Genomic DNA, 26330 nt, shown 5'->3' with positions numbered 1-26330 from the left:
GCCGCCAGCGTTCAATCTGAGCCATGATCAAACTCTTCAGTTTAAAGTCTGATAGTTCCTAAGGTGGAACCAAACCTGGCTCAAGGTTCAAACGTTCTCAAAAAGACCCGAAGGTCCTTGACGAGTCGCTTGCCTTGAATGTTTCAGTGACTGGTCACCGACATCCCGACAAGCGCCCACATGAATTACCTGATCGATTGTTAAAGAGCGGCTCCGGACTCTCGAAGAGAGGGGAGCGTCTCGCTGTTGCCGTCGTGCCCGGCTGCTTCCGATGGAAGCGGCGGTCTCGCCGGCGCCCTGCGAGGAAGGCGTATTCTACGTGATCGGCTGTCGCTGTCAACCCTGCGAGGCGTTCCGAGGAAGCGTCCGGGGTGATCGACAGGCCATCGAGATGGCGGCCGATAGAGCCCTCAGCGAGCTCTTCAAAGGCCAACAGGCCTCCGTCACGAGTGGCGGACATTCTACCGAAGCCGGCGTCTCCGTCAAGCGGGAATTTCGCGAAACAACCCGAAAAACCCAAACAGAAACAACCACTTCTGCCACTCATTACCGCCTGCAACGTGTGCCCGTCGCCGGCAGCGGATGCGTACTTTACGATCTGACGCCGGAACACGCAACCCCCGTGCGTCAAAAAATATAGCCCAGTATTCACAGCCGCGCCATGCCGCTCGCCGGCTTGTTTCCCACGGGCCCAGGGACGTGCCCGAGGACAGTGGCCCTACCCGTGAGAACACTGCCTGCCGCGCGGCGACAGGACGGCGACGGGACACGCGGACGCTCAGATCACGAAGAGGTCGACGAAGCGGTTCACCGGGGTACGCTCCAGGCGTGCCTGCTCCTCGCACAGCGCCATGATCGTCTCGCATCGGCCTGCCGGGAAACGGGTCGCCAGGTTGCGCCGGAACTTGTCGACCAGCAGCGGAATCCCCTCCGCCCGACGACGACGGTGGCCCACCGGGTATTCGACCTCGACCTTCTCGGTGGCACTGCCGTCCTTGAAGAAGACCTGGATGGCATTGGCGATGGAGCGTTTCTCGGGGTCGTAGTAGTCCCTCGAGTAGGCCTCATCCTCGACCACCTGCATCTTGCCGCGCAACGCATCGATGCGCGGGTTCGCCTCGTGGAACTCGTCCTCGTAGTGCTCGGCGGTCAGGCTGCCGAAGATCAGCGGCACGGCGGTCATGTACTGCAGGCAGTGGTCGCGATCCGCCGGATTGGCCAGATCCCCCTCCTTGGAAATGATGCGTATTGCCGAGTCGTGGGTGGTCAACTCGATGCGGTCGATCTCGTCCAGACGATCCTTGACCTGGGGGTGCAGGGTGACGGCGGCCTCGCAGGCCGTCTGGGCGTGGAACTCGGCCGGGAAGGAGATCTTGAAGAGGATGTTCTCCATCACGTAGCTACCGAACTCGCGCTGGAAAGAGAACGTGCGCTCCGCTTCCGGCTTCAGGGCCAGATCCCGGTTGGTATGGCTGAAGAGGATGTCGTAGAACCCCCACTGCGGGGCGGAGAGCACCCCGGGGATGCCCATCTCGCCACGCATGGCGATATCGGCCAGGCGCACCGCGCGTGACGTGGCATCCCCGGCGGCCCAGCTCTTGCGAGAGCCGGCATTGGGGGCATGACGGTAGGTACGCAGGCTCTGGCCGTCGACCCAGGCGTGGGAAAGCGCCGAGAGCAACTGCTCGCGATCGGCCCCCATCAATTTGGCCACCACGGCGGTCGAGGCCACCTTGACCAGCACCACGTGATCGAGGCCCACGCGGTTGAAGGAGTTGTCCAGCGCCATGACGCCCTGGATCTCATGGGCCATGACCATGGCTTCCAGCACCTCGCGCATGGCCAGCGGCGAATCCCCCTGGGCGAGCCGCTTCTGGGAGAGGTGGTCGGCGATCGCCAGGATCCCCCCCAGGTTGTCGGAGGGGTGCCCCCACTCGGCGGCCAGCCAGGTATCGTTGTAGTCGAGCCAGCGGATGATGGCCCCGATATCCCAGGCCGCCTTGACGGGATCCAGCCGGAACGAGGTCCCCGGTACCCGGGCGCCATAGGGCACCACGGTACCCTCGACCAGCGGCCCGAGGTGCTTGGTGCACTCCGGGAAGCGCAGCGCCAGCAGGCCGCAGCCCAGGGTGTCCATCAGGCAATGGCGGGCGGTGTCCAGCGCCTCGCCGCTCTCGATCGTGAAGCCGAGGACATAGTCGGCGATCTTCTGCAGCTCGACGTCATAGTCCGGCCGCACGTTGGCTTCCACGGTACTCATGAACTTCTCCTGTCACCTTGTCGAGCAAACGCCTTGATGCGTGACCTTCACTATAGAAGACGCCCCGGGTCCTGGGACCCGGGGCGTCTTTATCCTTCAGCAGGACCCTGACCAGGCAGGCCCTAGAAACTGTCGCCGGGGATGCGGACCCAGCCCTCCATCAGCACTCGAGCGCTGCGGCTCATCACTGCCTCATCGATCACCCAGCGGCCATCCACCAGGCTCGCCTCGGCGCCGACCCGCAGGGTGCCGGAGGGGTGGCCGAAGGTCACCGCATTGCGCTTGCCGCCACCGGCGGCCAGGTTGACCAGGGTGCCCTCGATGGCCGCCGCCGAGGCGATGGCCACCGCCGCGGTGCCCATCATGGCATGGTGCAGCTTGCCCATGGAGAGCGCCCTCACCACCAGGTCGACCTCCTTGGCCTTGACCTGCCTGCCGCTGGAGGAGAGATACTCGGCCGGCGACGCCACGAAGGCCACCTTGGGGGTATGCTGGCGGGCCGCGGCCTCGCTGACGTCGGCGATCAGGCCCATCTTCACCGCGCCGTGGGCGCGAATGGTCTCGAACATCTCCAGCGCCCTGGCGTCGCCGTTGATCGCCTCCTGCAGTTCGGTGCCGGTATAGCCGAGTTCGACCGCATTCAGGAAGACGGTCGGGATGCCGGCATTGATCAGGGTCGCCTTGAGGGTGCCCACGCCCGGCACCTCCAGATCATCCACCAGGTTGCCGGTGGGGAAGATGGCGCCCTCGCCGTCCGCCGGGTCCTTGAAGGCCACCGGCACCTCGGCGGCCGGGAAGGTCACCCCGTCCAGCTCGAAGTCACCGGTCTCCTGCACCTCGCCGTCGCTGATCGGCACCCGGGAAACGATGGTCTTGCCGATATTGGCCTGCCAGATGCGCACCTCGGCCTCGCCGTTCTCCGGGATGCGCGCCGGGTCCACCAGGCCATTGCTGATCGCGAAGGGCCCCACCGCCGCGGAGAGGTTGCCGCAGTTGCCGCTCCAGTCGACGAAGGCCTTGTCGATGGAGACCTGGCCGAACAGGTAGTCCACGTCGTGGTCGGGACTCTCGCTCCGGCTCAGGATCACCGTCTTGCTGGTGCTGGAGGTGGCACCGCCCATGCCATCGATCTGCTTCTGGTAGGGGTCGGGACTGCCGATCACCCGCATCAGCAGGCGATCACGAGCCTCGCCGGGTAGCCGCGCGGCCTCCGGCAGGTCGGTGAGCTTGAAGAAGACGCCCTTGCTGGTGCCGCCACGCATATAGGTGGCGGGAATCCTGATCTGGGGTAGCCGGCTCATGCGCTCGCCACCTCCTCACTCCCCACACCTTCCAGGAAGTCCTTGGCGAAGCGCTGCAGCACGCCACCGGCGGAGTAGACCGTCACTTCCTCGGCGGTATCCAGGCGGCAGGTCACCGGTACGCGATCGACCTCGCCGGTCTTGCGGTGGATCACCAGTTCGAGGGTCGCGCCCGGGGCCGGCTTGCCCTCGACATCGTAGGTCTCGGTGCCGTCGAGCTGCAGGGTGTGGCGGGTGGTGCCCTCCTTGAACTGCAGCGGCATCACACCCATGCCGATCAGGTTGGTGCGGTGGATACGCTCGAAGCCCTCGGCGACGATCGCCTCGACCCCGGCCAGGGCCACGCCCTTGGCCGCCCAGTCACGGGAGGAGCCCTGGCCGTAGTCGGCGCCGGCAATGACGATCAGCGGCTGCTTGCGCTCCATGTAGGTCTCGATGGCTTCCCACATGCGGGTCACCTGGCCCTCCGGCTCGATGCGCGCCAGCGAGCCCTGCCTGACCTCACCGTCCTCGTCCCGCACCATCTCGTTGAAGAGCTTGGGGTTGGCCAGGGTGGCCCGCAGGGCGGTGAGGTGGTCGCCGCGATGGGTGGCGTAGGAGTTGAAGTCCTCCTCCGGCAGGCCCATCTTGTGCAGGTACTCCCCCGCCGCGCTGTCCATCATGATGGCGTTCGACGGCGACAGGTGGTCGGTGGTGATGTTGTCCGGCAGGATCGCCAGCGGCCGCATCCCCTTCAGTGCGCGCACGGCCGCCATGTTGCCTTCCCAGTAGGGTGGGCGGCGGATGTAGGTGCTCTGCGGGCGCCAGTCGTAGAGCGGACTCTCGGCCTTCTCCGCGGCGTCCAGGTCGAACATCGGGATATAGACCTGCTTGAACTGCTCCGGCCTGACGAACTCGCCGACGATGGCATCGATCTCCTCGTCGGAGGGCCAGAGGTCCTTGAGCGTCACCGGGTTGCCGTTCTGGTCGGTGCCCAGCACGTCCTTCTCGATGTCGAAGCGCACGGTACCGGCGATGGCGTAGGCCACCACCAGCGCCGGCGACGCCAGGAAGGCCTGCTTGGCATAGGGGTGAATGCGGCCATCAAAGTTGCGGTTGCCGGAGAGCACCGCGGTGGCATAGAGGTCGCGGTCGATGATTTCCTGCTGGATCTCGGGGTCCAGCGCGCCGGACATGCCGTTACAGGTGGTGCAGGCGTAGGCGACGATGCCGAAGCCCAGCTTCTCCAGCTCGGACAGCAGGCCGGCCTCCTCCAGATAGAGGCGCGCGACCTTCGAGCCTGGCGCGAAGGAGGACTTCACCCAGGGCTTGCGCACCAGGCCCAGCTCGTTGGCCTTCTTGGCCAGCAGGGCGGCGCCCACCACGTTGCGTGGGTTGGAGGTGTTGGTGCAGCTGGTGATGGCGGCGATGATCACCGCGCCATCGGGCATCCTGCCCGCCTTCTCTTCCGCCTGGGCCTTGTCGTAGTCCACGGCGATCCCGCGCTCGTGCAGGGCGCTGGTGGGCAGGCGGCGATGCGGGTTGGAGGGCCCGGCCAGGTTGCGCTCCACGCTTGCCAGATCGAAGGTCAGCACGCGCTCGTACTGAGCGTCGACCAGGCTGTCGGCCCACAGGCCGGTCTGCCTGGCGTAGGTCTCGACCAGCGCGACCTGCTCCGGCTCGCGGCCAGTGAGGGTGAGATAGTCGAGGGTCTGGTCATCGATGTAGAACATCGCCGCCGAGGCGCCATACTCCGGCGTCATGTTGGAGATGGTGGCGCGGTCGCCGATGGTCAGGCTGGAAGCCCCCTCGCCGAAGAACTCGAGATAGGCCCCGACCACCCGCTCCTTGCGCAGGAACTCGGTGATCGCCAGCACGATATCGGTGGCGGTGATACCCGGCTTGGGCTTGCCGGTCAGCTCCACACCGACGATATCGGGCAGGCGCATCATGGAGGGGCGACCCAGCATCACGGTCTCTGCCTCGAGGCCGCCGACCCCGATGGCGATCACGCCCAGGCAGTCGATGTGCGGGGTATGGCTGTCGGTGCCCACGCAGGTATCGGGGAAGGCCACGCCGTCGCGCGCCTGCACCACCGGCGACATCTTCTCCAGGTTGATCTGGTGCATGATGCCGTTGCCGGCGGGGATCACGTCGACATTCTCGAAGGCGGTCTTGGTCCACTCGATGAAGTGGAAGCGATCCTCGTTGCGACGATCCTCGACGGCGCGATTCTTGTCGAAGGCGTCCGGGTCGAAGCCGGCGTGCTCCACGGCCAGGGAGTGGTCGACGATCAGCTGGGTGGGCACCACCGGGTTGACCTTGGCAGGGTCGCCGCCCTGCTCGGCGATGGCATCGCGCAGGCCGGCCAGGTCGACGAGCGCCGTCTGACCGAGGATGTCGTGGCACACCACGCGGGCAGGATACCAGGGGAAGTCCAGGTCGCGGCGACGCTCGATCAGCTGCCGGAGCGAGTCGGTGAGCATCTCCGGCTCGCAGCGGCGAACCAGTTGCTCGGCCAGTACCCGCGAGGTATAGGGAAGGGTGTCATAGGCACCGGGCTGGACATCCTCGACGGCGGCACGCACGTCGAAGTAGTCAAGCTCGGTACCGGGGAGCGGCTTACGGTAGTTGGTATTCATGGCGTCGGACGGAGCCTCGTTGGCATCAGGGCGCGGGGTGGTGGAGAGAGGCGGTAGAAGGCGACCTCGCATGGGCCGCCTTGCCGCGGACGCGCGGAATCAGTCGCGCTGCCCGATCGGCACCCACTCGCTCTTCTCCGGACCGACGTAGTCGGCGCTCGGACGGATGATACGGTTGTTGGCGCGCTGCTCGAAGACATGGGCACACCAGCCGCTGACCCGCGAACAGACGAAGATCGGAGTGAACAGCTTGGTGGGAATGTCCATGAAGTAGTAGGCGCTGGCGTGGAAGAAGTCGGCGTTGCAGAACAGCTTCTTCTCGCGCCACATCACTTCCTCGACGCGCTCGGAGACCGGGTAGAGCACGCTGTCGCCCACGTCCTCGGCCAGCTGCTTCGACCAGTGCTTGATGATGGCATTACGCGGATCGGACTCGCGGTAGATCGCGTGGCCGAAGCCCATGATCTTGTCCTTGCGCTCGAGCATGCCGAGGATCTCGCGCTCGGCCTCCTCCGGCGACTGCCAGTCCTCGATCATCGCCATGGCCGCCTCGTTGGCACCGCCATGCAGGGGACCGCGCAGCGAGCCGATGGCGCCGGTCACGCAGGAGTGCATGTCGGAGAGGGTCGAGGCGCAGACGCGAGCCGTGAAGGTCGAGGCGTTGAACTCGTGCTCGGCATAGAGGATGAGCGAGACGTTCATCACCCGGGCATGCAGTTCGGAGGCCGGCTCGTCGCGAAGCAGGTGCAGGAAGTGCCCGCCGACCGACTCGTCATCGGTCTCGGTCTTGATGCGCACGCCATCGTGGCTGAAACGATACCAGTAGCAGATGATCGACGGCAGCACGGCCAGCAGGCGGTCGGAGACGTCCTGCTGCTCATCGAAGCTCTCCTCGGTTTCCAGGTTGCCCAGCATGGAGGCTCCGGTGCGCATCACGTCCATGGGATGGGCGTCCCTGGGGATCTGCTCGAGGACGGTCTTGAGCGCGTCGGGCAGGCCACGCAGGCCCTTGAGCTTGGTGATGTAGGCATCGAGCTCGGCCTGGTTGGGTAACTTGCCCTTGAGCAGCAGGTAGGCCACTTCCTCGAAGCGCGCCTTCTCGGCCAGTTCCTTGACGTCGAAGCCGCGATAGGTGAGGCCCGAGCCGGTCTTGCCGACGGTGCACAGGGCCGTGGTCCCGGCACTCTGGCCGCGCAGGCCGCTGCTGCTGACGGGTTTGTCTGCCATGTGGTGTCTCCTTGTGAGTCGGTTCTTGTCGGATTGACGGGCGGGCAGCGTTACGCCTCGCCGCCCTTCTCCGCGAACAGCGCGTCGAGCTTGCGCTCGAAGTCGTGATAGTTGAGGAAGTCGTAGAGCTCGTCGCGGGTCTGCATCAGCTCCACCACGTCCTTCTGGTGGCCCTTGTCGTGGATGCTCTGGTAGACCTTGAGTGCCGCCGCGTTCATGGCGCGGAAGGCGGACAGCGGGTAAAGCACCATGCGGCAGCCCACCTCGCCCAGCTCCTGCTGGGTGAACAGCGGCGTGGCACCGAACTCGGTGATGTTGGCAAGTATCGGCGCGTCGACGCGCTCGCAGAACGCCTGGTAGTCATCCAGGGTGTGCACGGCCTCGGCGAAGATGGCATCGGCACCGGCGTCGATGCAGGCGTTGGCCCGCTCGATGGCGGCATCCAGGCCGTCCTTCTGGAAGGCATCGGTACGCGCGATCAGGTAGAAGTCCGGGTCGAGGCGCGCATCCGCGGCGGCCTTGACGCGGTCGACCATCTCTTCCTGGGAGACGATCGCCTTGTTGGGGCGATGCCCGCAGCGCTTCTGGGCCACCTGGTCCTCGAGGTGGACGGCGGCCACGCCGGCGCGCTGCATCTCCTTGACGGTGCGGGCGATGTTGAAGGCGCCGCCCCAGCCGGTGTCGATGTCCACCAGCAACGGCACCTCGGTGGCACCGCAGATGCGGTGGGCATCCTCGACCACATCGTTCATGGTGGTCATGCCGAGATCCGGCAGGCCGAAGGAGGCATTGGCCACGCCGCCACCGGAGAGGTAGATGGCCTGGTGGCCTACGCGCTCGGCCATCATGGCGGTGTAGGCGTTGATGGTGCCGACGATAGGCAGCGGGCGGTGGGCCTCGAGGGCGGCGCGGAAGCGCGCACCAGGGGTCTGCTGAGTCATGCTGGATCTCCTAATGTTGGCCGGGTCGGCCTCAGGTGGTCGCCTCGGCTTCCTGCTTGAGCGTCGCGGCGTAGCGGTCGGCCACATTGGCCCGGGATGCGCTGACGTGGCGGCGCATCAGCAGCTCCGCCAGCTCGGCGTCGCCGGCCTCGATGGCATCGACAATGCGGTGGTGTTCGACGAAGGCGCGCTGGGGACGCGTGCCGCTGGCACTGAACTGGGTACGGTAGAGCCGCACCAGATAATAGAGGTCATCGCAGAGCATGCCCGTCAGCATCTTGTTGTGGCTGCCCTGGACGATGCGGAAGTGGAAGTCCAGGTCACCCTCGCGCTGATAGTAGGCCTCGCCGCGGCGCAGGTCGGCCTGACGCTCGTGCATGGCCAGCACCTCACGCAGCCCGGCGATCTCCTTGGGCGTCATGTGCTCGGCAGCGAGCCGGGCGGCCATGCTTTCCAGGGCCTCGCGCACGTCGAAGAGCTCGAGCAGCTCCTTCATGGAGAGCTTGACCACCCGAGCCCCGACATGGGGCACCCGTTGGATCAGGCGGTGCGCTTCGAGGCGGCGCATGGCCTCCCTGAGCGGCCCACGGGAGATCCCGTAGGTCCGGGACAATCCCGGCTCGGTGATCTTGCTGCCCGGTGCCAGCTCTCCCCTGACGATGGCATCCTGCAGCTGCTGAAAGACCCGTTCCGCCAGGGTGCGGACTTCGGGGTTCGTGACCTGTTCCGGCGCGACTGAGTTCATGGCAATTGTCGACAATCGAGTGATGGACGAACTTTAGACACTGCCTCCCCCGTGGTCAACAGGCCGGCAGGGCGGAAGGGCTTAACCTTTGGTTGTAGACAACTCGTGGTCCACCTCCATCAATGTCGACAATAATCGCGCGAGGGATGGAGCGGTCGCATGTCGACAGGGGATGTCGGCGGGAGGGACAAGTCGGCTCTCGACGCCTAGAATGGGACGCCTGTTCCGGGAAGACGCCGTGATGACACCACCGATCGAGATCACACCCCTGCCCTACCACGAGGATCCGCTGGGCTACTTCGCGTCCCTGCGCGACAGGCCCGGTGCCGTGCTGCTGGACAGCGGTCGTCCGACGGCGCCGGGTGGCCGCTACGACATCCTCAGCTGCGACCCCCTCGAACTGCTCGAGGTCGACGCTGCGGGCCATGTCCATGGCGACCCGGCGCTGGCGGGGCTCTCCCCCTTCGCCGCCCAGCAGGCGCTGCTCGACCGTCTGCCCGACAAGGTGCCGGACAGCCGGCTGCCGTTTCTCGGCGGCCTGATCGGCTACTGGAGCTATGACCTCGGACGGCGGCTCGAGCCGGTGGGCGGACAGGCCCGGCAGGCGGTCAGGCTGCCGGCCAGCCGGGTAGGTCTCTATGACTGGGCACTGATCCAGGACCATGACTGCCGGCAGAGCTGGCTGGTGGGCAGCGCCTCACGACGCCGCCAGGTGCTCGAGTGGCTGGAGGGTACGGCGCGTCCGGCAGCGGATTTCCGCCTCACCGCGCCCTTCGCCGCCGAGCTCAGTCGCGATGATTACCTGGCACGCTTCGCCACCGTGCAGGACTACATCCGCGCCGGCGACTGCTACCAGATCAACCTGGCCCAGCGCTTCAGCGCCCCCTTCGAGGGTGACCTCTGGGCGGCTTACTGTCGGCTGCGTGACACCACGCCCACTCCCTTCGCCGGCTACCTGGCCTGGGACGACAAGGCGATCCTCTCGCTCTCTCCGGAACGCTTCCTGCTCTGCCGGGAGGGCCGGGTCGAGACTCGCCCGATCAAGGGCACGCGGCCCCGGGGCGCGACCCCCGAGGAGGACCGTCGGCTGGCCGGGGAACTGGTCGCGAGTCTCAAGGACCGGGCCGAGAACGTGATGATCACCGACCTGCTCCGCAATGACCTGGGGCGGGTCTGCCGGCCCGGCAGCGTGCGGGTACCCCAGCTCTGCGGCCTGGAGAGCTACGCCAACGTGCACCACCTGGTGAGCGTGATCGTCGGCGAACTGGAGGCAGGCCGTCGGCCCATCGACCTGCTGGCCGCCGCCTTTCCCGGCGGCTCCATCACCGGCGCACCGAAGGTGCGGGCCATGCAGATCATCGACGAACTGGAGCCCAGCCGTCGCAGCGCCTATTGCGGCAGCCTCGGTTACGTCGATGTGCGCGGTCAGATGGACACCTCCATCGCCATCCGCACCGTGGTGGCCGAGGGCGGAGCGCTGCACCTGTGGGGCGGAGGCGGCCTGGTCGCCGACTCCCGGGGCGAGGACGAGTACACCGAGACCCTGGACAAGATCCGCCACCTGATGCGGGCCCTGATGTCGGCCGGCCCTGATGCTTTATGGAATAAACAAAGGCATCACTTACTTCAATAAGGAATAGATATCCAATGAATCGGTATTGGGGAAGGTCTCGCCGGCTCTGCTAGGGTAGCCCCAGACTCAAGATCACCTGCCCGGGAGCCCCGCATGGAGCCACAACTCGACGTCATCAAACGGGAGCTCGGCAACGACCCCGAGGCCCTGATCCGCTGGGCGCTGGATCAGGGGCAACGGCCGATCTGCACCACCAACTTCCGCCCCTTCGAGGCCGTGATCCTGCACATGGTCACGCGCCAGCAGCCGGATATCCCGATCGTGTGGATGGACAGTGGCTACAACACCGACGCCACCTACCGGTTCGCCGACGACCTGATCCAGCGCCTGGACCTCAACCTGGTGAGCTACCTGCCACGGCGTTCGCGGGCCCATCGTGAGGCACTGGAAGGCCCCGCACCGGGGATCGAGGATCCGCGCCATGCGGCCTTCACCCGGGAGGTGAAGCTCGAACCCTTCGAGCGCGCCCTGCGGGAGATGGCGCCGGATGTCTGGTTTACCGCCCTGCGTGCCGAGGACACCCCCGAACGTGCCCGCATGGCACCGGTGAGCCGCAACGGGGACGGGCTGCTGAAGGTCTCCCCCCTGCTGCACTGGACGGCCCGCGACCTCTATCAGTACCTGCAGAGCCACGACCTGCCCAACAACTTCGACTACTTCGACCCTACCAAGGTCGAGGAGAAACGCGAGTGCGGCCTGCACCTGCAGCACTGATGAGCGCGGTTGGCGTCGCGGGCGAGACCACCCGCGACAGGCTGGGCCGGGGAAGAGCGCCGCCGCTCAGCGCGAGGGTAGCGCGATATCCTTGAAGAGCGCCTCCTCGTGACGTGGGCCGGCGGCCAGAGCCTCGTCGACCAGGTCCCGAGTCAGATGGCCGGCAAAGCCTTCCAGGAAGTCATACATGTACCCGCGCATAAAGGTGCCACGGCGGATCCCGATCTTGGTGGTGGAACTCGCGAAGAGGTGACCGGCCTCCACCGCCACCAGGTCGGTGTCGTGCTCGGCATCCACGGCCATATGGGCGACGATGCCCACCCCCATCCCCAGCCGCACGTAGGTCTTGATGACATCGGCATCGGCCGCGGTGAGCACCACGTTGGGCGTCAGCCCACGGGCGCGGAAGGCATCGTCGAGCTGGGAGCGCCCGGTGAAGCCGAACACGTAGGTGACCAGCGGGTAGCCCGCCAGGGCCTCCAGCGTCAGGGTCTCCATCTCGGCCAGCGGATGTCCCTGGGGCACCAGGATGCAGCGGTTCCAGCGATAGCAGGGCAGCAACACCAGGTCGTTGAAGAGTTCGAGGGACTCGGTGGCAATGGCGAAGTCGGCCTGGCCATCGCTGACCATCTGGGCGATCTGCTTGGGCGTGCCCTGCTGCATGTGCAGCGCCACGTCGGGATACTTCTGGGTGAAGTCGCGGATCACCGGCGGCAGCGCATAGCGCGCCTGGGTGTGGGTGGTGGCGATCGCCAGGCTGCCACGGCGCTCGTCGCTGTGCTCCTGGGCGACCTCCTTGATGTTCTCGGCAAGCCTCAGTACCTGCCCGGCCAGTTCGATGATCGCCTGCCCCGCGGGGGTCACGCGGGTCAGGTGCTTGCCGCTGCGAGCGAAGATCTCGACACCGAGCTCGTCCTCGAGCAGGCGGATCTGCTTGGAGATGCCCGGCTGGGAGGTAAAGAGGCTCTGGGCAGTAGCCGAGACGTTGAGATTGTGGCGCGACACCTCCCAGATGTAGCGCAGCTGCTGAAGTTTCATGGCCGCCCTCCCTCGCGTGTCGTGGGGCTTTCAAAATACCCGCAAGACATAAGAAAATTACCCATGATCACTTTATAGCATAACCTGGCCGGGCAAGTGCAACCGCTTTCCTGCGCCCTGCCACACGGCGGGGATTTGCCACCACTTCGGTCGACCGCTAACATCGTCCGACCGGGCATGCCCTGCATGTCACCCCATCCGCTCGATGCAGCGCAACGAAACTGGAGAATCACATGGCCAACAACGTCGATGTCACCAATGCCAACTTCGAGCAGGAAGTCCTCAAGGCCGACACGCCGGTCCTGCTGAAGTTCTGGGCCCCCTGGTGTGGTCCCTGCAAGGTGATGGCGCCGGTGGTCGACGAGGTCGCCGAGGAACGCACCGGCAACCTCAAGGTCGTCAGCATCAACGTGGACGATGCCCCCGAGATCGCCGCCGAGCAGGGTGTGCGCGGCGTGCCGACCGTCATGCTGTTCAAGTCCGGCACCAAGGTCGCCTCCCTGGTCGGCGCCCAGTCGAAGTCACAGCTGAGCCAGTTCATCGACCAGAACGCCTGATCCGGCGACCCTCGGTCACTCCATCGCCCCGGCCACGGCCGGGGCGATGTCGTTTCCGGTCGGTTCAGGCAGAATCGTCCAGGCGCTCCAATGGTGGCCGGTCGGCCTTGTCAGGCTTCGGCCCGTCTGCGGGCCCCAGCAGATGAGCGATCCAACGGGTCTCGGGATGGCTGTCCAGGGCGATCTTCAGGGTCATGGTCAACACCACCGAGAGCAGCATCCCCACCGCCCCGAAGATCCAGCCCCACACCACCAGCGACAGGAAGGCCACGAAGGTCGAGAGCCCCAGGGCCCGGCCCATCACCCGCGGTTCGACGATATTTCCCAGCAGGAAGTTGACGGCCAGATACGCCGCCGCCAGCAACATCGCATCGAAGAAACCGCCCTCGGGATTCACCAACAACAGCAGCACCGGGGGAAAGGCGGCGATGGCCGAACCGATGTTGGGGATAAAGTTGAGTGCGAAGGCCATCACCGCCCAGAGCAGGGCAAACTCGACGCCAAGCAGCTTGCAGGCGACCCAGATCAGCGCGCCGGTCACCAGGCTGATCACTGTCTTTACCGCCAGGTAGCGCTTCAGGGTCAGGCTGAACTCGCTGAAACGTCGCAGGCTCGGCGCCGGATCATCCAGGGCGAGGAAAACCTTGGTGCGAAAACTGACGGTCTCGAACAGCAGGAACATCACTAGCAAGGCCACGATGACGCTCTGCATCATCAGGTTACCCACCTCACCGAGCACCGTCGGGATCCAGTTGCCGAACTGCTCGGCATCCAGCAGTTCCGCCAGGCGGTTGGTATCGATGGCAAGCCCCATCCCCGCCAGCCCGTCGAGGAGGCCCAGGTAGTACTGGTAGAGCTTCTGCTCGATCCCCGGCAAGGCATCGACGAAGGTACCGAAACTGTTCACCAGCAGCAGACCGAGCAGCGACAACAATCCACCAAGCACCAGCAGGGTCAGCCATACCGCCAGCCATGGACTCACCCCCAGCCGCGCCAACCATTGCACCGGTGCCGTGCAGACCACGGCAATGAATACCGCCAGCAGCAAGGGCACCAGCAGGCTCGAGCCGGCCTTCATGCCGGTAATGATGATAACCAGCGCGGCCAGTGCCAGGATCAGGTTGAGCGGGATGGTGCTCGAATTGCTGTCTTTGGGATGGGGCATGCCCGGACTCACGACCGTTGAAGGTCCCGTCATGATGCCGGGACGCGAGGCAAATGCAAAGGACGGGAACCATCCCCGACCCGCGGGCTCGAAGCCGGGGTGTCCGCTATGTGACAAGGAGAACGCCATGCCGATTGCCCGCCCCTTCCGCCCGCTGCTCGTGCCGGCCCTGGCCGCGCTGATGGTCGCGGCCTCGCCGCCGATGCTGGCCCACGCCCACGCCGAAGAGACGCCGCGCCGCCTGGAGGTCCAGGCCGAGGCCGACCTGCAGGTGGTGCCGGACCGTGCCACGCTCAACGCTCGCCTTTGGGAACACACGCCGGCCGTCGCCCAGCGCGAGGCTACCGCGAACGACCCGGATCTCCTGCGCGAGGCCCGCGACAAGCTGGAAGCCCGTGCCGCCGACCTGATTCGCGCCCTGGAAGAGGTGGGGCTTGCGCGCGAGGCGATCCGCGCCGGCTCCCTGAACGTGCAACCCGAGCACCTGCCGGGCGAGCGGCACGAGGAGGGCGAGCGCGAGACGCTGGTACGCACCCGCCTGGAGCGCCCGATTCGCCTCCAGCTCGATGACCTCGAGCAACTGCCTGTGCTGCTCGATGCGCTGACCGAGGCCGGCGTGGATGCCCTGGACGGCGTGAGCTATGACCTGGCCGACCGCGATGCCGCGACCGACGAGGCGCTGGTCAAGGCGCTGGAGAAGGCCCGCCACAAGGCCACCCTGATGGCCGAGACCCTGGGCATCGGCCTGGGTGAGGTGGTCTCCGTGAACGAGACCCGCTCGCCGATCTTCCAGCCGCGGATGATGGCCATGAGTGCCGACGCCCGGGAGAGCCTGCCCCAGGCCGAGTACCGCCCCGGCACCATTACCATCGAGGCAGGCGTCAGTGTCAGCTGGGAGATCGCGCAGTAGCGCCGCGGGGCGTCAAGCGTTAATGGTGTCGAGCCCGCCCATGTAGGGGCGCAGCGCCTCGGGGATGCCGATCGAGCCATCGGGGCGCTGGTGGTTTTCCATCACCGCCAGCAGGCAGCGCCCCACCGCCAGCCCGGAGCCGTTGAGGGTGTGCAGCAGCTGCGGCTTCTTCTGCTCGGGGTGGCGGAAGCGCGCCTGCATGCGCCGCGCCTGGAACGCCTCGCAGTTGGAGACCGAGGAGATCTCGCGGTAGGTGTCCTGACTCGGCAGCCACACCTCCAGGTCGTAGGTCTTGGCCGCCCCGAAGCCCATGTCGCCGGTGCAGAGCGTCACCACCCGATAGGGCAACTCCAGCGCCTGGAGGATCGCCTCGGCGTGGCCGCGCATCTCCTCCAGGGCCGCATAGCTGGTGGCCGGGTCGACCAGCTGCACCATCTCGACCTTGTCGAACTGGTGCTGGCGGATCATGCCGCGGGTGTCGCGTCCGTGGGAGCCCGCCTCGCTGCGAAAGCACGGGGTATGGGCGGTGAGCTTCATCGGCAGCGCCCTGTGGTCGAGGATCTCGTCACGGGCAAAGTTGGTCAACGGCACCTCGGCGGTAGGGATCAGGTGGTAGCCGCGCTCGTCGTCGAGGCGAAACAGGTCCTCGCCAAACTTGGGCAGCTGACCGGTGCCGTACAGCGACGCCTCGTTGACCATGTAGGGGACATAGCACTCCTCGTAGCCATGCTCGAGGGTCTGCTTGTCGAGCATGAATTGGGTCAGCGCCCGATGCAGCCGCGCGATGGGGCCGCGCATCACCGCGAAACGGGACCCGGTCAGCTTCGCCGCCAGCTCGAAGTCCAGGTGGCTCCTGAGCGCCCCCAGGTCGACGTGGTCGCGCACCGCGAAATCGAACGCGCGTGGCGTCCCCCAGCGGTGGAGCTCGACGTTGTCCTCCTCGCTCTCGCCCACCGGCACGCTCTCGTGGGGCAGGTTGGGCAAACCGCTGACCACGGCGTCCCACTCGGCCTGCACCTCGGCCAGGAGCACCTTGGCGGCGTCCAGGCGCTCGCCCAGGTCGGAGACCTCGTCGAGCAGCGGCTGGATGTCCTCGCCCTGGGACTTGGCCTTGCCGATCGCCTTGGAGCGGGTGTTGCGCTCGGCCTGCAGGGACTCGGTCTCGGCCTGCAGCTCGCGCCGACGGGACTCCAGCGCCTCGAGACGGTCGGTGTCGAGGACGAAGCCCCGCTTGGCGAGTCGTTGGGCGACAGCGTCGAGGTCGCTGCGCAGCAGTTTGGGGTCGAGCATGGCATCCAGTCCGTTGCAGTCGTGAAGTCGGGAGTCGCCAGGGCCGGGAGCGCCGGCAATGGCATCGGCAGACAGGGCAGCCATTGTAGGCAAAAGGCCACAGCGGCGCCACGCACCACCGCGTTCCGCCACCTGTCCCGGACGATCGCCCGGGGCAGGATGCGCGACACTGCCCTCTCGCGGTAAAGTAGCGCCACTCTCTCCTCCCCAGACAAGAGCGCCATGATCGCACGACTGGATACCGCCGACTCGCGCCGCATCGAGGGCCTCGACAACCGCTACCTGCGCTTCCTGGACGCCCTGCGCGACGCGGGCTTCGAGGGCGAGATCGCCCCGGACTATGCCGCCCGCACCGTGCTGGCCACCGACAACTCCATCTACCAGCGCCTGCCCCAGGCCGTGCTCTACCCCAGGCACGGCGCCGACCTCGAGCGCATCGCCCGGCTGGCCGGCCGTGACGAACACCGCCGGGTGGCGCTGACCCCGCGCGGCGGCGGCACCGGCACCAACGGTCAGTCGCTCACCGACGGCCTGGTGGTGGATGTCTCGCGGCACATGAACGCGATCCTCGAGATCGACGTGGAGCAGCGCCGGGTGCGGGTCCAGGCCGGCGTGGTCAAGGACCAGCTCAACGCGGCGCTCAAGCCCCATGGGCTCTTCTTCGCCCCGGACCTCTCCACCTCCAACCGCGCCACCATCGGCGGCATGATCTCCACCGACGCCAGCGGCCAGGGCAGCTGCGAGTACGGCAAGACCCGCGACCACGTGCTCGAACTCGAGACCCTGCTGCTGGGCGGCGAGCGGCTCATTAGCCGCCCGCTGGAGGACGCCGAGCTCGCCCGCCGGTGCGAGCGCCAGGACGTCACCGGGGCGGCCTACCGCACCGCGCGGGAGATCATCGATACCCAGGGCGAGCTGATCGAGGCCAAGTTCCCGCCGCTCAACCGCTGCCTGACCGGCTACGACCTGGCGCACCTGCGCGACGCCAAGGGTCGCCTCGATATCAACAGCCTGCTGTGCGGCGCCGAGGGGTCGCTGGGCCTGCTCGACGAGGCGGTGCTCAACGTGCTGCCGATCCCCAAGCACTCGACCCTGGTCAACGTGCGCTATGCCGGCTTCATGGACGCCCTGCGCGACGCTCGGGCCCTGATGGGCTCTTCACAAGACCAGCCGCAGGCGCTCGGCGCTTCAACAGCCCAGCCGCAGGCACAGCCCACCTCCATCGAGACGGTGGACGACAAGGTACTGATGCTGGCCATGGAGGACTTCGTCTGGGACAGCGTGGCGGAATTCTTTCCCTCGGGCGAGACGCCGGTGCGCGGCATCAACCTGATCGAATTCAATGACGACGACCCCGACCGGCTGAAGGACCGGGTCGCGGCCTTCTGTCGCCACCTGGAGGCCGATACGAGCGTGCCCCGCCTCGGCTATACGCTGGCCGAGGGGCGCGAGCAGATCCAGCGGGTCTACGGGATGCGCAAGCGTGCCGTTGGCCTGCTGGGCAATGCCAAGGGCGAGAAGCGCCCGATCCCCTTCGTCGAGGACACCGCCGTCCCGCCGGAGCACCTGGCCGACTACATCGCCGAGTTCCGCGCCGCCCTGGACGCCCGGGGCCTCGAGTACGGCATGTTCGGCCACGTGGATGCCGGGGTGCTGCACGTGCGGCCGGCCATCGACATGAAGGACCCGGCCCAGGCCCGGCTGATCCGCGAGGTCTCCGACGAGGTGGCCGCACTGACGAAGAAGTACCACGGCCTGCTGTGGGGCGAACACGGCAAGGGCGTGCGCTCGGAGTATGCCCCCCGCTTCTTCGGCGAACTCTATCCCAGCCTGCAACGGGTCAAGGCGGCCTTCGATCCCCACAACCAGCTCAATCCCGGCAAGATCGCCTCGCCGCTCTCTATCCCGCCCGATGCCGCGGGTAAGGCCTCACAAACCAGCGCCTCTGATCAAGAGGTAACGGTCAAGTGGGTCGATCCCAACCTGCTGACCATCGACGGGGTCCCCACCCGCGGCCAGTTCGACCGCACCATAGACGAGCGGGTCTGGCAGGCCCACGCGGCCACCGTCTACTGCAACGGCAACGGCGCCTGCTACAACTACGACCCCGATGACGCCATGTGCCCCTCCTGGAAGGCCACCCGTGACCGCATCCACTCCCCCAAGGGACGCGCCAGCCTGATCCGCGAATGGCTGCGCCTCCAGGGCGAGGCCGGCACCGACCTGGTCGATGAGTCGAGGAAGAAGAAGGCCGAGGGCGCCTGGGGCTTCGTCAAGGATTTCCCGCTGCGGCTCAGGAACACCCTGGCCAGGCGGCGCGGCGAGAAAGACTTCTCCCACGAGGTGTACGACGCCATGGCGGGGTGTCTCGCCTGCAAGTCCTGCGCCGGCCAGTGCCCGGTGAAGGTCAATGTCCCGGATTCCCGCTCGCGCTTCCTCGAGGTCTACCACGGCCGCTACCTTCGCCCGCTGCGCGACTACCTGGTGGGTGGCATGGAGTTCCTGGTGCCGACGCTGGCCCGGATGGCGCCGCTCTACAACGCCGCCCTGGGCAACCGCCTGGTCGACCGGCTGCTGGCCGGCCCGCTCGGCCTGGTGGACAGCCCGAAGCTCTCCCGCGCCAGCCTGAGGAAGCAGCTCGCCGCCTGGGGCGTGGCGGAGGCGACGCCGACGTCGCTCGGCCTGCTCACCGAGGCGCAGAAGGCGCGCAGCGTGGTGCTCGTCCAGGACGCTTTCACCAGCCACTTCGAGGCCAGGCTGGTGATGGACATCGTCGAGCTGCTCTCGCGTCTGGACGTGCGCGTCTTCGTCGCGCCCTACTCGCCCAACGGCAAGCCGCTCGATGTCCAGGGCTTCCTGGGCGCCTTCGAACGCACCGCCGAGAAGCAGGCCAGACGCCTCAGGACCCTGGCGGCGTTCGGCGTGCCGCTGGTGGGGATCGACCCGGCCATGACCCTGACCTATCGCCAGGAGTACGTGAAGGCGCTGGGACCGGACGCCGTGCCCGAGGTGCTGATGCTGCAGGAGTGGCTGGTGACCCAGGCCGCCCGGCTGGCGCCCCCGGGCCTGAGCCTCGACGATCCGGGCTACCGACTGCTCTCCCACTGCACCGAGAAGACCAACGCGCCCGGCAGCCCCAGGGCGTGGCAGCAGGTCTTCGCCGCCTTCGGCCTGGAGCTCGAGCTGGTCAGTACCGGCTGCTGCGGCATGTCCGGCACCTACGGCCACGAGGCGCGCAATCGCGAGACCTCCAGGACCATCTACGCCCAGTCATGGCAGCCGGTGGTGGAGGATAAGACCAGCGCCGGCCGCCTGCTGGCCACCGGATACTCCTGTCGCAGCCAGGTGAAGCGGTTCTCGGACCAGGGCCTGGCCCACCCGCTTCAGGGGTTGTTGCAGCAGCTGCGCATCGCTCGAGGTTGAGCGGCGAGTATCCCGGCCAATGGGACTCGCTGCCGTTCCTCGGGCCGAACCAGGCGCAGGATACCCCCTTGGCGGCAGGCTGACGCCCGATACTACAAGGAGAACCGTGACCATCATCCGTTCCACGCGCTGCTTCCTCGGCCTGGGCCTGCTGCTCGGACTCCCCGCCCCGCTGCTGGCCCAGGATGCCCTCGTCACCACCGCCCGGGTCGAGGAGCGCGTCATCGTGGAGACGATCGACATCAACGGCAGCGTGACGGCCCCGCGCACCGCACACCTTTCCAGCGATGTCGAGGGGCGCATCACGGCGTTGCCAGTCTCGCTCGGCGACGACGTGCAAACCGGCGACCGGCTGCTGAGCATCGATGCCGAGGAGATCGCGCTCCAGGCACGAAGCGCCGAAGCCGACGTCAGCGAAGCCCTGGCGGCAAGGGACAATGCCCGCCGGCGACTCCGGGAAGCCACCCGCCTGGGCGAAGGGCGCAACATTGCCAGCAGCGAGCTGAGTCAGCGCGAGACCGATATCGCCATTGCCGAGGCAACGCTCGAGCGTCGCCGCGCAGAGCGTGACCGCCTCCAGGTAGGCCTCGAGCGCCACCACCTGCGGGCCCCGTTCGCCGGCAGGCTCACGCACCGCGATGTGGCCATCGGCGAGTGGGCGGCGTCCGGCACGCCGATCCTGACGCTGATCGACCTCGAACGGCTGACGCTCGACTTCGCCGTGCCCATCGACCTGCATCACCGGCTCAGCGACGCCGAGATCGAAGTACGCCTGCCGGGGAGCGACGCCTGGCTAGCCGCCCGGCCCATCGCCGATGTCCCGCTCGAGGACGGCGCCTCGCGCCAGTTCCTGCTACGCGCCACCCTCGATGATCCCCCGCCCATGCTGCCGGGCATGGCTGTGCAGGGTCGGCTGCTGCTCAGCGGCGAACGCCGCCCCGCCGTGCCACGCGACGCCCTGATCCGCCGCCCGGACGGCAGCGTCAGCCTCTGGCTGGCCCGCGAGGAGGACGGCGAATGGCACGCCGACGAGCGACGCGTCACCACCGGGGCCAGCCACGACGGCCAGGTCGCCATCCAGCAGGGCGTCAGGGCCGGTGATCGTGTTGTCCTGAGGGGCAACGAGCGCCTGGAAGAAGGGCAGCGCCTCACCCTGGACGACGAATGAAGGAGCCCTGATTCCATGTTCGCGGCGATTATCCGTCATGGCGTTCTGGTCAGCGTCGTGGTGCTGATCCTGCTGGTGCTGGGCATTGCCGCCATCTGGCGGATTCCGGTGCAGATGATTCCCGACCTCGAGGTCCGCACCATCGGCGTCGAGACCCGCTGGCCCGGCGCCACACCCCAGGACATCGAGAAGGACATCCTCATCGAGCAGGAGGAATACCTGCGCAACGTTCCCAACCTGGTGCGGATGGAATCCACCGCCACCAGCGGCGCGGCGGAGATCGAGCTCGACTTTCCCTTCGGTATCGACCTCACCGAGACGCTGATTCGGGTCAACAACGCCCTGAGCCAGGTGCCCTCCTACCCGACCAACGTCGACCAGCCGCGCATCGTGGCCAACTCCTTCTCGGCCAACGCCTTCATGTATTTCAACGTGGCACCCCGCGAGGGCAACCCCCGCGACCTCGACACGGCGGCGCTGCGCGACTACCTGGAGGACAATGTCCGCCCGCGCATGGAGAGCGTGGCGGGCGTTTCCGAGGTAACCGTGTCGGGCGGCGCCGAACGGCAGATGCAGCTGCTCATCGACCCCGATGCCCTGGCCGACCACTCGCTGGGCATCGGCGACATTCGCGACGCCCTGCAGGCCCGCAACCAGGACGTCTCCGGCGGCGACCTGGAGAGCGGCAAGCGGCGCTACCTGCTGCGTACGGTGGGACGCTTCCAGGACATCCCCGAGCTCGAGTCGCTGATCCTCACGCGCCGCGGGGATACCGTGATCCGGCTCGGGGATGTCGCCGAGGCACGCCTCTCCCACGCCGAACTGAGCGAGCGCTCCTTCGATTCCCGGGGCGACCCGGTGCTCAGCGTCCAGGTGCGTCGCCAGCCCGGCTCCAACGTCATCGACATCAAGCGCGGCATGCTGGCAGAGGTCGAGTCGCTCAATGACGGCCTGCTCGCCGAGCAGGGCCTGCACTTGGCGCTCTCCAGCGACGACGTGCGCTATGTCGAGGCCTCGATCGCCAATGTCTGGACCAATCTCGGTCTGGGGGCACTGTTCGCCACCCTGGTGATGTTCGCCTTCCTGCGCTCGCCGCGCGCCACCCTTGCCGGCGTGATCGGCATCCCCATCTGCACCATCGCCGCCTTCCTGGGGCTGCTGCTGGCCGGCCGCAGCCTCAACGTGATCTCGCTGGCCGGGGTCGCCTTCGCCATCGGCATGACCATCGACAACACCATCGTGGTGCTGGAGAGCATCGAGACCCAGCGCCGCAACGGCCGTCAGCGCTTCGAGGCCGCCCTGGTGGGCGTGCAGCAGGTCTGGCCGGCGGTGCTCGCCTCCACCCTGACCACCGTGCTGGTGTTCGTGCCGATCTTCTTCATCGAGGAGGAGGCCGGCCAGCTCTACTCCGACATCGCCGTGGCCATCGCCACCTCGATCCTCGCCTCGCTGGTCGTGGCGATTACCGTGATACCGACCCTCGGCGCCCACCTCGATTTCCATGGGCGCGGCTCGTCCGCCGGCCACCAGGCGCCACGCTGGATGCGCGGCTGCCTGCGCCTGGTCGATGCGCTGATCGCCTCCACGGCGCGGCGCTGGGCGGCCATGGCCATGGCGCTCGCGGGCGGCCTGGCGATCTTCGCATGGCTGACGCCGCCGGCCGCCTACCTGCCGGAAGGGGAAGAGGCCAAGACCTTCGCCAGCATGAATGCCCCGGCCAGCTACAACCTCTCGACCATGGCGGCCATTGCCGAGGAGGTCCAGGCCGAGCTGCTGCCCCACGTAGGTGCCGACCCGAGCGACTTCGACGAAGGCAGAAGCGAGATTCCCGCCATACGCACCATGGGCACCCAGGTCGGGCCGCAGAGCCTGCGCATCATCGCCGAGACCCGCGACCCGGCGCATATCGAAGCGCTGATGGACGCCCTGACCCAGCGCTTCGAGGCCTATCCCGACATGCGCGCCTTCGCCTCGCGCGGTTCGATCATCTCCAGCAACGACGGCGGCACGCGCAGCATCACCCTGGACATCGCCGGCAACGACCTCGCCGAACTCTACGCGGCGGCCAACCGGCTGTACGCCCGCGCCGAGCAGGTCTTTGCCAGTCCGCGCATCCAGTCGCGTCCCTCGGCGCTGGACCTGGGGCAGCCCCTGATCGAGGTCTATCCCGACTGGGACCGTGCCGCCGAGGTGGGACTGGACGCCGACGACCTGGGCACCACCGTGGCCGCCCTGAGCAACGGCACCTACCTGGACGACGTCTACTTCGAGGGCGAGAAGATCGACCTCTACGGCTATGGCAACGGTGTGGACGCCGCCGCTCTGGACGACCTCGTCGACCTGCCGGTCCACACGCCCCTCGGCGTCACCCTGCCGCTCAGCAGCCTGGCGGAGATACGCGAGACCGTCGCCACCGCCACCCTGCGCCGCGTGGATGGCCGCCGCAGTGTGACCCTCGACATCATCCCGCCGCGCGACGTGCCCCTGGAGGCCGGGATCGAGCGGGTGAACCGCGAGGTGATCGAGCACCTGCGCGAGTCGGGGGCGCTGCCGGGGCATATCGATGTCACCCTCACCGGCGCCAGTGACCAGCTGGATGCCACCCGCGCCTCGCTGATGGACAACGGCCTGATCGCCCTGGTCCTCGTCTACCTGCTGCTGGTGGCGATCTTCGCCCACTGGGGCTATCCGCTGCTGATCCTGGCCACCATCCCGCTGGGTGCGGCCGGCGGCATCGTCGGCCTGGCATTGATGAACCTGGTGGGTGGCTGGCTGCCCCGGCTGGGGCTCGCCGAGATCCGCCAGCCCTTCGACATGATCACCATGCTGGGCTTTCTGATCCTGATGGGCACGGTGGTCAACAACCCCATCCTGGTCGTGCACCAGGCCCGCGTGAATCTGCGCGAGGCCACCGCGGACGTGCGCCAGGCGGTGCACGACGCCGTGGCCAGCCGCCTGCGCCCCATCGCCATGACCACCCTGACCACGATCGGCGGGCTCTCGCCCCTGGTCTTCCTGCCCGGCGAAGGGACCGAGCTCTACCGAGGGGTGGGTGCCATCGTGCTGTTCGGCCTGCTCGGCACCGCCTTCGTGACGCTGACCTTCCTGCCGGCGCTGACCGTCACCCTGCTGTCGCGAACCGGTCACCGCCGACACGGTCCCTTGAACCAGGCATAGGCGTGTCGGCCCGAGGAGGCGCTGCCCCATGAACCGCACCCTGATCCTGATCGGCCTCATCGTCGTCGCCGCGGGTCTGCTCTGGCCCTGGCTCTCCAAGCTGCCCCTGGGCCAGCTCCCCGGCGATATCGTCATCCGCCGCGAGAATGTCTCGTTCTACTTCCCGATCACCACCATGATCCTGGCGAGCCTGGTGGTCTCGGCCATCCTCTGGGTCTTCCAGCGCTGAGTTGAACTCGGCATGTGAGCCACTCCCGATGCCCGAAACCACAGCGGGCAGCCCGAAGGCTGCCCGCTGTCGCTTGCGCAGGACAGGCGATCAGAAGAACAGCCGCCGCAGGGCCTGACCGGGGTCGGCCTCACGCATGAAGGCCTCGCCCACCAGGAAGGCGTTGACGTCATGCTCGCGCATGCGCAGCACGTCGTCGCGGGTATGGATGCCGGACTCGGTGACCACGCTGACGCCGGCGGGAATCCGCGGCAGCAACTCCAGGGTAGTCTCGAGCCGGGTGTCGAAGGAGTGCAGGTCGCGGTTGTTGATGCCCACCAGGGCGAGGTCGAGCTTGAGGGCCCGGTCGAGCTCCAGGGCGTCGTGCACCTCCACCAGCACGTCCATGCCCAGCGCCACGGCCTGGCGATGCAGGTCCGCCATCCGCGCATCGTCCAGGGCGGCGACGATCAACAGGATGCAGTCGGCGCCGAGGGCGCGTGCCTCGCTGACCTGGTAGCCGTGGGTGATGAAGTCCTTGCGGATCACCGGCAGGCCACAGGCCTCGCGCGCCTCGATCAGGTAGTCCTCGTGGCCCTGGAAGAAGTCGGCATCGGTGAGCACCGAGAGGCAGGCCGCTCCGCCCTCGGCATAGCTCGCGGCGATCTCGCCGGGGCGAAAGTCCTCGCGGATCACTCCCTTCGAGGGCGAGGCCTTCTTGATCTCGGCGATCACCGCCGGATCGCCGGCCTGGATGGCGCGGTCGAGGGCGGCGACGAAGCCCCGCGGGGCGGCCTGCTCGGCGGCGAGGCGCAGCAGTTCCTGCTCGGAGACGACACGGCGCCGTGCGGCGACCTCCTCCTCCTTGCGGGCCAGGATGCGCTCGAGGATGGTGGGCAGGGGACGGGGTTCGGTCATGTCGGGCCTCACTGGGTGAACACGCGGGTAAAGTTGGCGAGCTCCCGGAGCTTCTCGAGCGGCAGCTTGGAAGCCTGGGCGTCCTGGGCCATGGCCACGCCCTCCGCGAGGCTGTCGGCCACCCCCGAGGCATAGAGGGCGGCGCCGGCGTTGAGCGCGACGATGTCCGCCGCCGGCCCCTCGCCCACCAGGGCCTGCTCGACCAGTCGCAGGCTGTCCTCGGCGGTCTTCACCCGTAGCGGGTCCAGGGACTGGCGGGCGATGCCGAAGTCCTCGGGGGTGATGGTGTACTCGCGGATCTCGCCCGCCTTCAGCTCGGCGACCAGCGTCGGCTGCGCCAGCGAGATCTCGTCGAGGCCGTCCTCGGCATGCACCACCAGCACGTGCTCGCTGCCCAGGCGCCGCAGCACCTCGGCCATCAGCGGCACCAGCTCGGGGGCATAGACCCCCAGTACCTGGTTGGGGGCGCCGGCGGGGTTGGTCAGCGGCCCCAGGATGTTGAACAGGGTGCGCACCCCCATCTCGCGACGCGGGCCCACGGCATAGCGCATCGCCGGGTGGTGGTTGGGCGCGAACATGAAGCCTACCCCCACCTGCTCGATGCAGCGGCCCACCTGCTCGGCATCCAGGTTCAGGTTGATGCCGGCCACGGCGAAGAGGTCAGCACTGCCCGACGAGGAGGAGACCCCGCGGTTGCCGTGCTTGGCGACATGGGCCCCGCCCGCGGCGACCACGAAGCTTGCCGCCGTGGAGACGTTGAAGAGGTTGGCGCCATCGCCCCCGGTGCCCACGATGTCGACCACGTTGTCGGCCTGCAGCCGGACCGGGTTCATCAGTTCGCGCATCACCTGGGCCGCGGCACTGATCTCCTCGGCGGTCTCGCCCTTCATGGCCATGCCCACCAGGAAGGCGGCGATCTGGGGATCGCTGGCCTCGCCGGTCATGATCTGGCGCATCACCTCATGGGTCTCGGCGAAGTTCAGGTTCTCGCGGCGCATCACCGCACCGATGGCCTCTCGCATCTGCATGACGTT

At 67.4% G+C, this 26330-nt stretch carries 19 protein-coding genes; 8 read left to right on the top strand and 11 right to left on the bottom strand.

Annotation, left to right across the window (positions count from 1 at the left end; translation table 11 throughout):
- Window positions 1-778 precede the first annotated feature (778 nt).
- The 6 genes from prpD to QLQ86_RS12955 form a co-directional block, all read right to left on the bottom strand.
- Entirely contained in the window at window positions 779-2260 is a 1482-nt protein-coding gene (gene prpD / locus QLQ86_RS12980) for a 2-methylcitrate dehydratase (protein WP_282817216.1), read from the bottom strand.
- 122 nt (window positions 2261-2382) lie between these two features.
- Window positions 2383-3561: a 2-methylaconitate cis-trans isomerase PrpF gene (prpF, locus tag QLQ86_RS12975; RefSeq protein WP_282817215.1), complete on the bottom strand. Its 1179-nt coding sequence runs from the start codon at window positions 3559-3561 to the stop codon at window positions 2383-2385.
- Window positions 3558-6182 carry a Fe/S-dependent 2-methylisocitrate dehydratase AcnD gene (acnD, locus tag QLQ86_RS12970; protein ID WP_282817214.1) on the bottom strand — a complete coding sequence of 875 codons (2625 nt, stop codon included), beginning with the start codon at window positions 6180-6182 and terminating at the stop codon, window positions 3558-3560. Before acnD ends, prpF begins: the two co-directional genes overlap by 4 nt.
- Before the next feature lie 99 nt (window positions 6183-6281).
- The gene (gene prpC, locus QLQ86_RS12965) at window positions 6282-7409 is read right to left on the bottom strand and encodes a bifunctional 2-methylcitrate synthase/citrate synthase (RefSeq protein WP_282734705.1); all 1128 of its coding nucleotides are present in this window, start codon (window positions 7407-7409) and stop codon (window positions 6282-6284) included.
- 50 nt (window positions 7410-7459) lie between these two features.
- Window positions 7460-8350, bottom strand: a complete 891-nt coding sequence (gene prpB, locus QLQ86_RS12960) for a methylisocitrate lyase (protein WP_282817213.1) — start codon at window positions 8348-8350, stop codon at window positions 7460-7462.
- A 31-nt stretch (window positions 8351-8381) separates the two neighbouring features.
- Window positions 8382-9095 (bottom strand): GntR family transcriptional regulator, encoded by a 714-nt coding sequence (locus QLQ86_RS12955; protein ID WP_282734707.1) that lies wholly within the window; start codon window positions 9093-9095, stop codon window positions 8382-8384.
- 241 nt (window positions 9096-9336) lie between these two features.
- On the opposite strand from QLQ86_RS12955, the gene pabB reads away from it, so the two are divergent.
- Together pabB and QLQ86_RS12945 are read left to right on the top strand one after the other, a co-directional pair.
- Window positions 9337-10728: an aminodeoxychorismate synthase component I gene (pabB, locus tag QLQ86_RS12950; protein WP_282817212.1), complete on the top strand. Its 1392-nt coding sequence runs from the start codon at window positions 9337-9339 to the stop codon at window positions 10726-10728.
- Between the two features lie 93 nt (window positions 10729-10821).
- The gene (locus QLQ86_RS12945; protein WP_282817211.1) at window positions 10822-11442 is read left to right on the top strand and encodes a phosphoadenosine phosphosulfate reductase domain-containing protein; all 621 of its coding nucleotides are present in this window, start codon (window positions 10822-10824) and stop codon (window positions 11440-11442) included.
- Between the two features lie 66 nt (window positions 11443-11508).
- On the opposite strand, the gene cysB is transcribed toward QLQ86_RS12945, so the two are convergent.
- Window positions 11509-12480, bottom strand: coding sequence for an HTH-type transcriptional regulator CysB (gene cysB / locus QLQ86_RS12940; protein ID WP_282734710.1), 972 nt, complete (start codon window positions 12478-12480; stop codon window positions 11509-11511).
- A 233-nt stretch (window positions 12481-12713) separates the two neighbouring features.
- Between cysB and trxA the strand changes: the two genes are divergently transcribed.
- Window positions 12714-13037: a thioredoxin gene (trxA, locus tag QLQ86_RS12935; protein WP_250060073.1), complete on the top strand. Its 324-nt coding sequence runs from the start codon at window positions 12714-12716 to the stop codon at window positions 13035-13037.
- Between the two features lie 64 nt (window positions 13038-13101).
- Here trxA and QLQ86_RS12930 read toward each other — a convergent pair whose 3' ends face one another.
- The gene (locus QLQ86_RS12930; protein WP_282734711.1) at window positions 13102-14202 is read right to left on the bottom strand and encodes an AI-2E family transporter; all 1101 of its coding nucleotides are present in this window, start codon (window positions 14200-14202) and stop codon (window positions 13102-13104) included.
- A 127-nt stretch (window positions 14203-14329) separates the two neighbouring features.
- On the opposite strand from QLQ86_RS12930, the gene QLQ86_RS12925 reads away from it, so the two are divergent.
- Window positions 14330-15112, top strand: a complete 783-nt coding sequence (locus tag QLQ86_RS12925; RefSeq protein WP_282734712.1) for an SIMPL domain-containing protein — start codon at window positions 14330-14332, stop codon at window positions 15110-15112.
- A 12-nt stretch (window positions 15113-15124) separates the two neighbouring features.
- Here QLQ86_RS12925 and serS read toward each other — a convergent pair whose 3' ends face one another.
- Window positions 15125-16402: a serine--tRNA ligase gene (gene serS / locus QLQ86_RS12920; RefSeq protein WP_282817210.1), complete on the bottom strand. Its 1278-nt coding sequence runs from the start codon at window positions 16400-16402 to the stop codon at window positions 15125-15127.
- A 222-nt stretch (window positions 16403-16624) separates the two neighbouring features.
- Here serS and ydiJ point away from each other — a divergent pair, with 222 nt between their 5' ends.
- The 4 genes from ydiJ to QLQ86_RS12900 all read left to right on the top strand — a co-directional run bounded on the left by ydiJ (window position 16625) and on the right by QLQ86_RS12900 (window position 24399).
- On the top strand, window positions 16625-19825 hold the full coding sequence (gene ydiJ / locus QLQ86_RS12915; protein ID WP_282817209.1) for a D-2-hydroxyglutarate dehydrogenase YdiJ: 3201 nt from the start codon (window positions 16625-16627) through the stop codon (window positions 19823-19825).
- Between the two features lie 106 nt (window positions 19826-19931).
- Window positions 19932-20993 carry an efflux RND transporter periplasmic adaptor subunit gene (locus QLQ86_RS12910; RefSeq protein ID WP_282817208.1) on the top strand — a complete coding sequence of 354 codons (1062 nt, stop codon included), beginning with the start codon at window positions 19932-19934 and terminating at the stop codon, window positions 20991-20993.
- 15 nt (window positions 20994-21008) lie between these two features.
- Window positions 21009-24170, top strand: a complete 3162-nt coding sequence (locus QLQ86_RS12905; RefSeq protein ID WP_282817207.1) for an efflux RND transporter permease subunit — start codon at window positions 21009-21011, stop codon at window positions 24168-24170.
- 28 nt (window positions 24171-24198) lie between these two features.
- Window positions 24199-24399, top strand: a complete 201-nt coding sequence (locus tag QLQ86_RS12900; RefSeq protein ID WP_282817206.1) for a DUF2905 domain-containing protein — start codon at window positions 24199-24201, stop codon at window positions 24397-24399.
- A gap of 90 nt (window positions 24400-24489) precedes the next feature.
- On the opposite strand, the gene trpC is transcribed toward QLQ86_RS12900, so the two are convergent.
- Together trpC and trpD are read right to left on the bottom strand one after the other, a co-directional pair.
- The gene (trpC, locus tag QLQ86_RS12895; protein ID WP_282817205.1) at window positions 24490-25296 is read right to left on the bottom strand and encodes an indole-3-glycerol phosphate synthase TrpC; all 807 of its coding nucleotides are present in this window, start codon (window positions 25294-25296) and stop codon (window positions 24490-24492) included.
- A gap of 8 nt (window positions 25297-25304) precedes the next feature.
- Window positions 25305-26324: an anthranilate phosphoribosyltransferase gene (trpD, locus tag QLQ86_RS12890; RefSeq protein WP_282817204.1), complete on the bottom strand. Its 1020-nt coding sequence runs from the start codon at window positions 26322-26324 to the stop codon at window positions 25305-25307.
- Window positions 26325-26330 lie beyond the last annotated feature (6 nt).

This window comes from Halomonas rhizosphaerae (assembly GCF_030012485.1).
In the GTDB taxonomy this organism is placed as follows: domain Bacteria; phylum Pseudomonadota; class Gammaproteobacteria; order Pseudomonadales; family Halomonadaceae; genus Halomonas; species Halomonas rhizosphaerae.
This window is presented reverse-complemented; position numbering and strand designations above follow the sequence as displayed.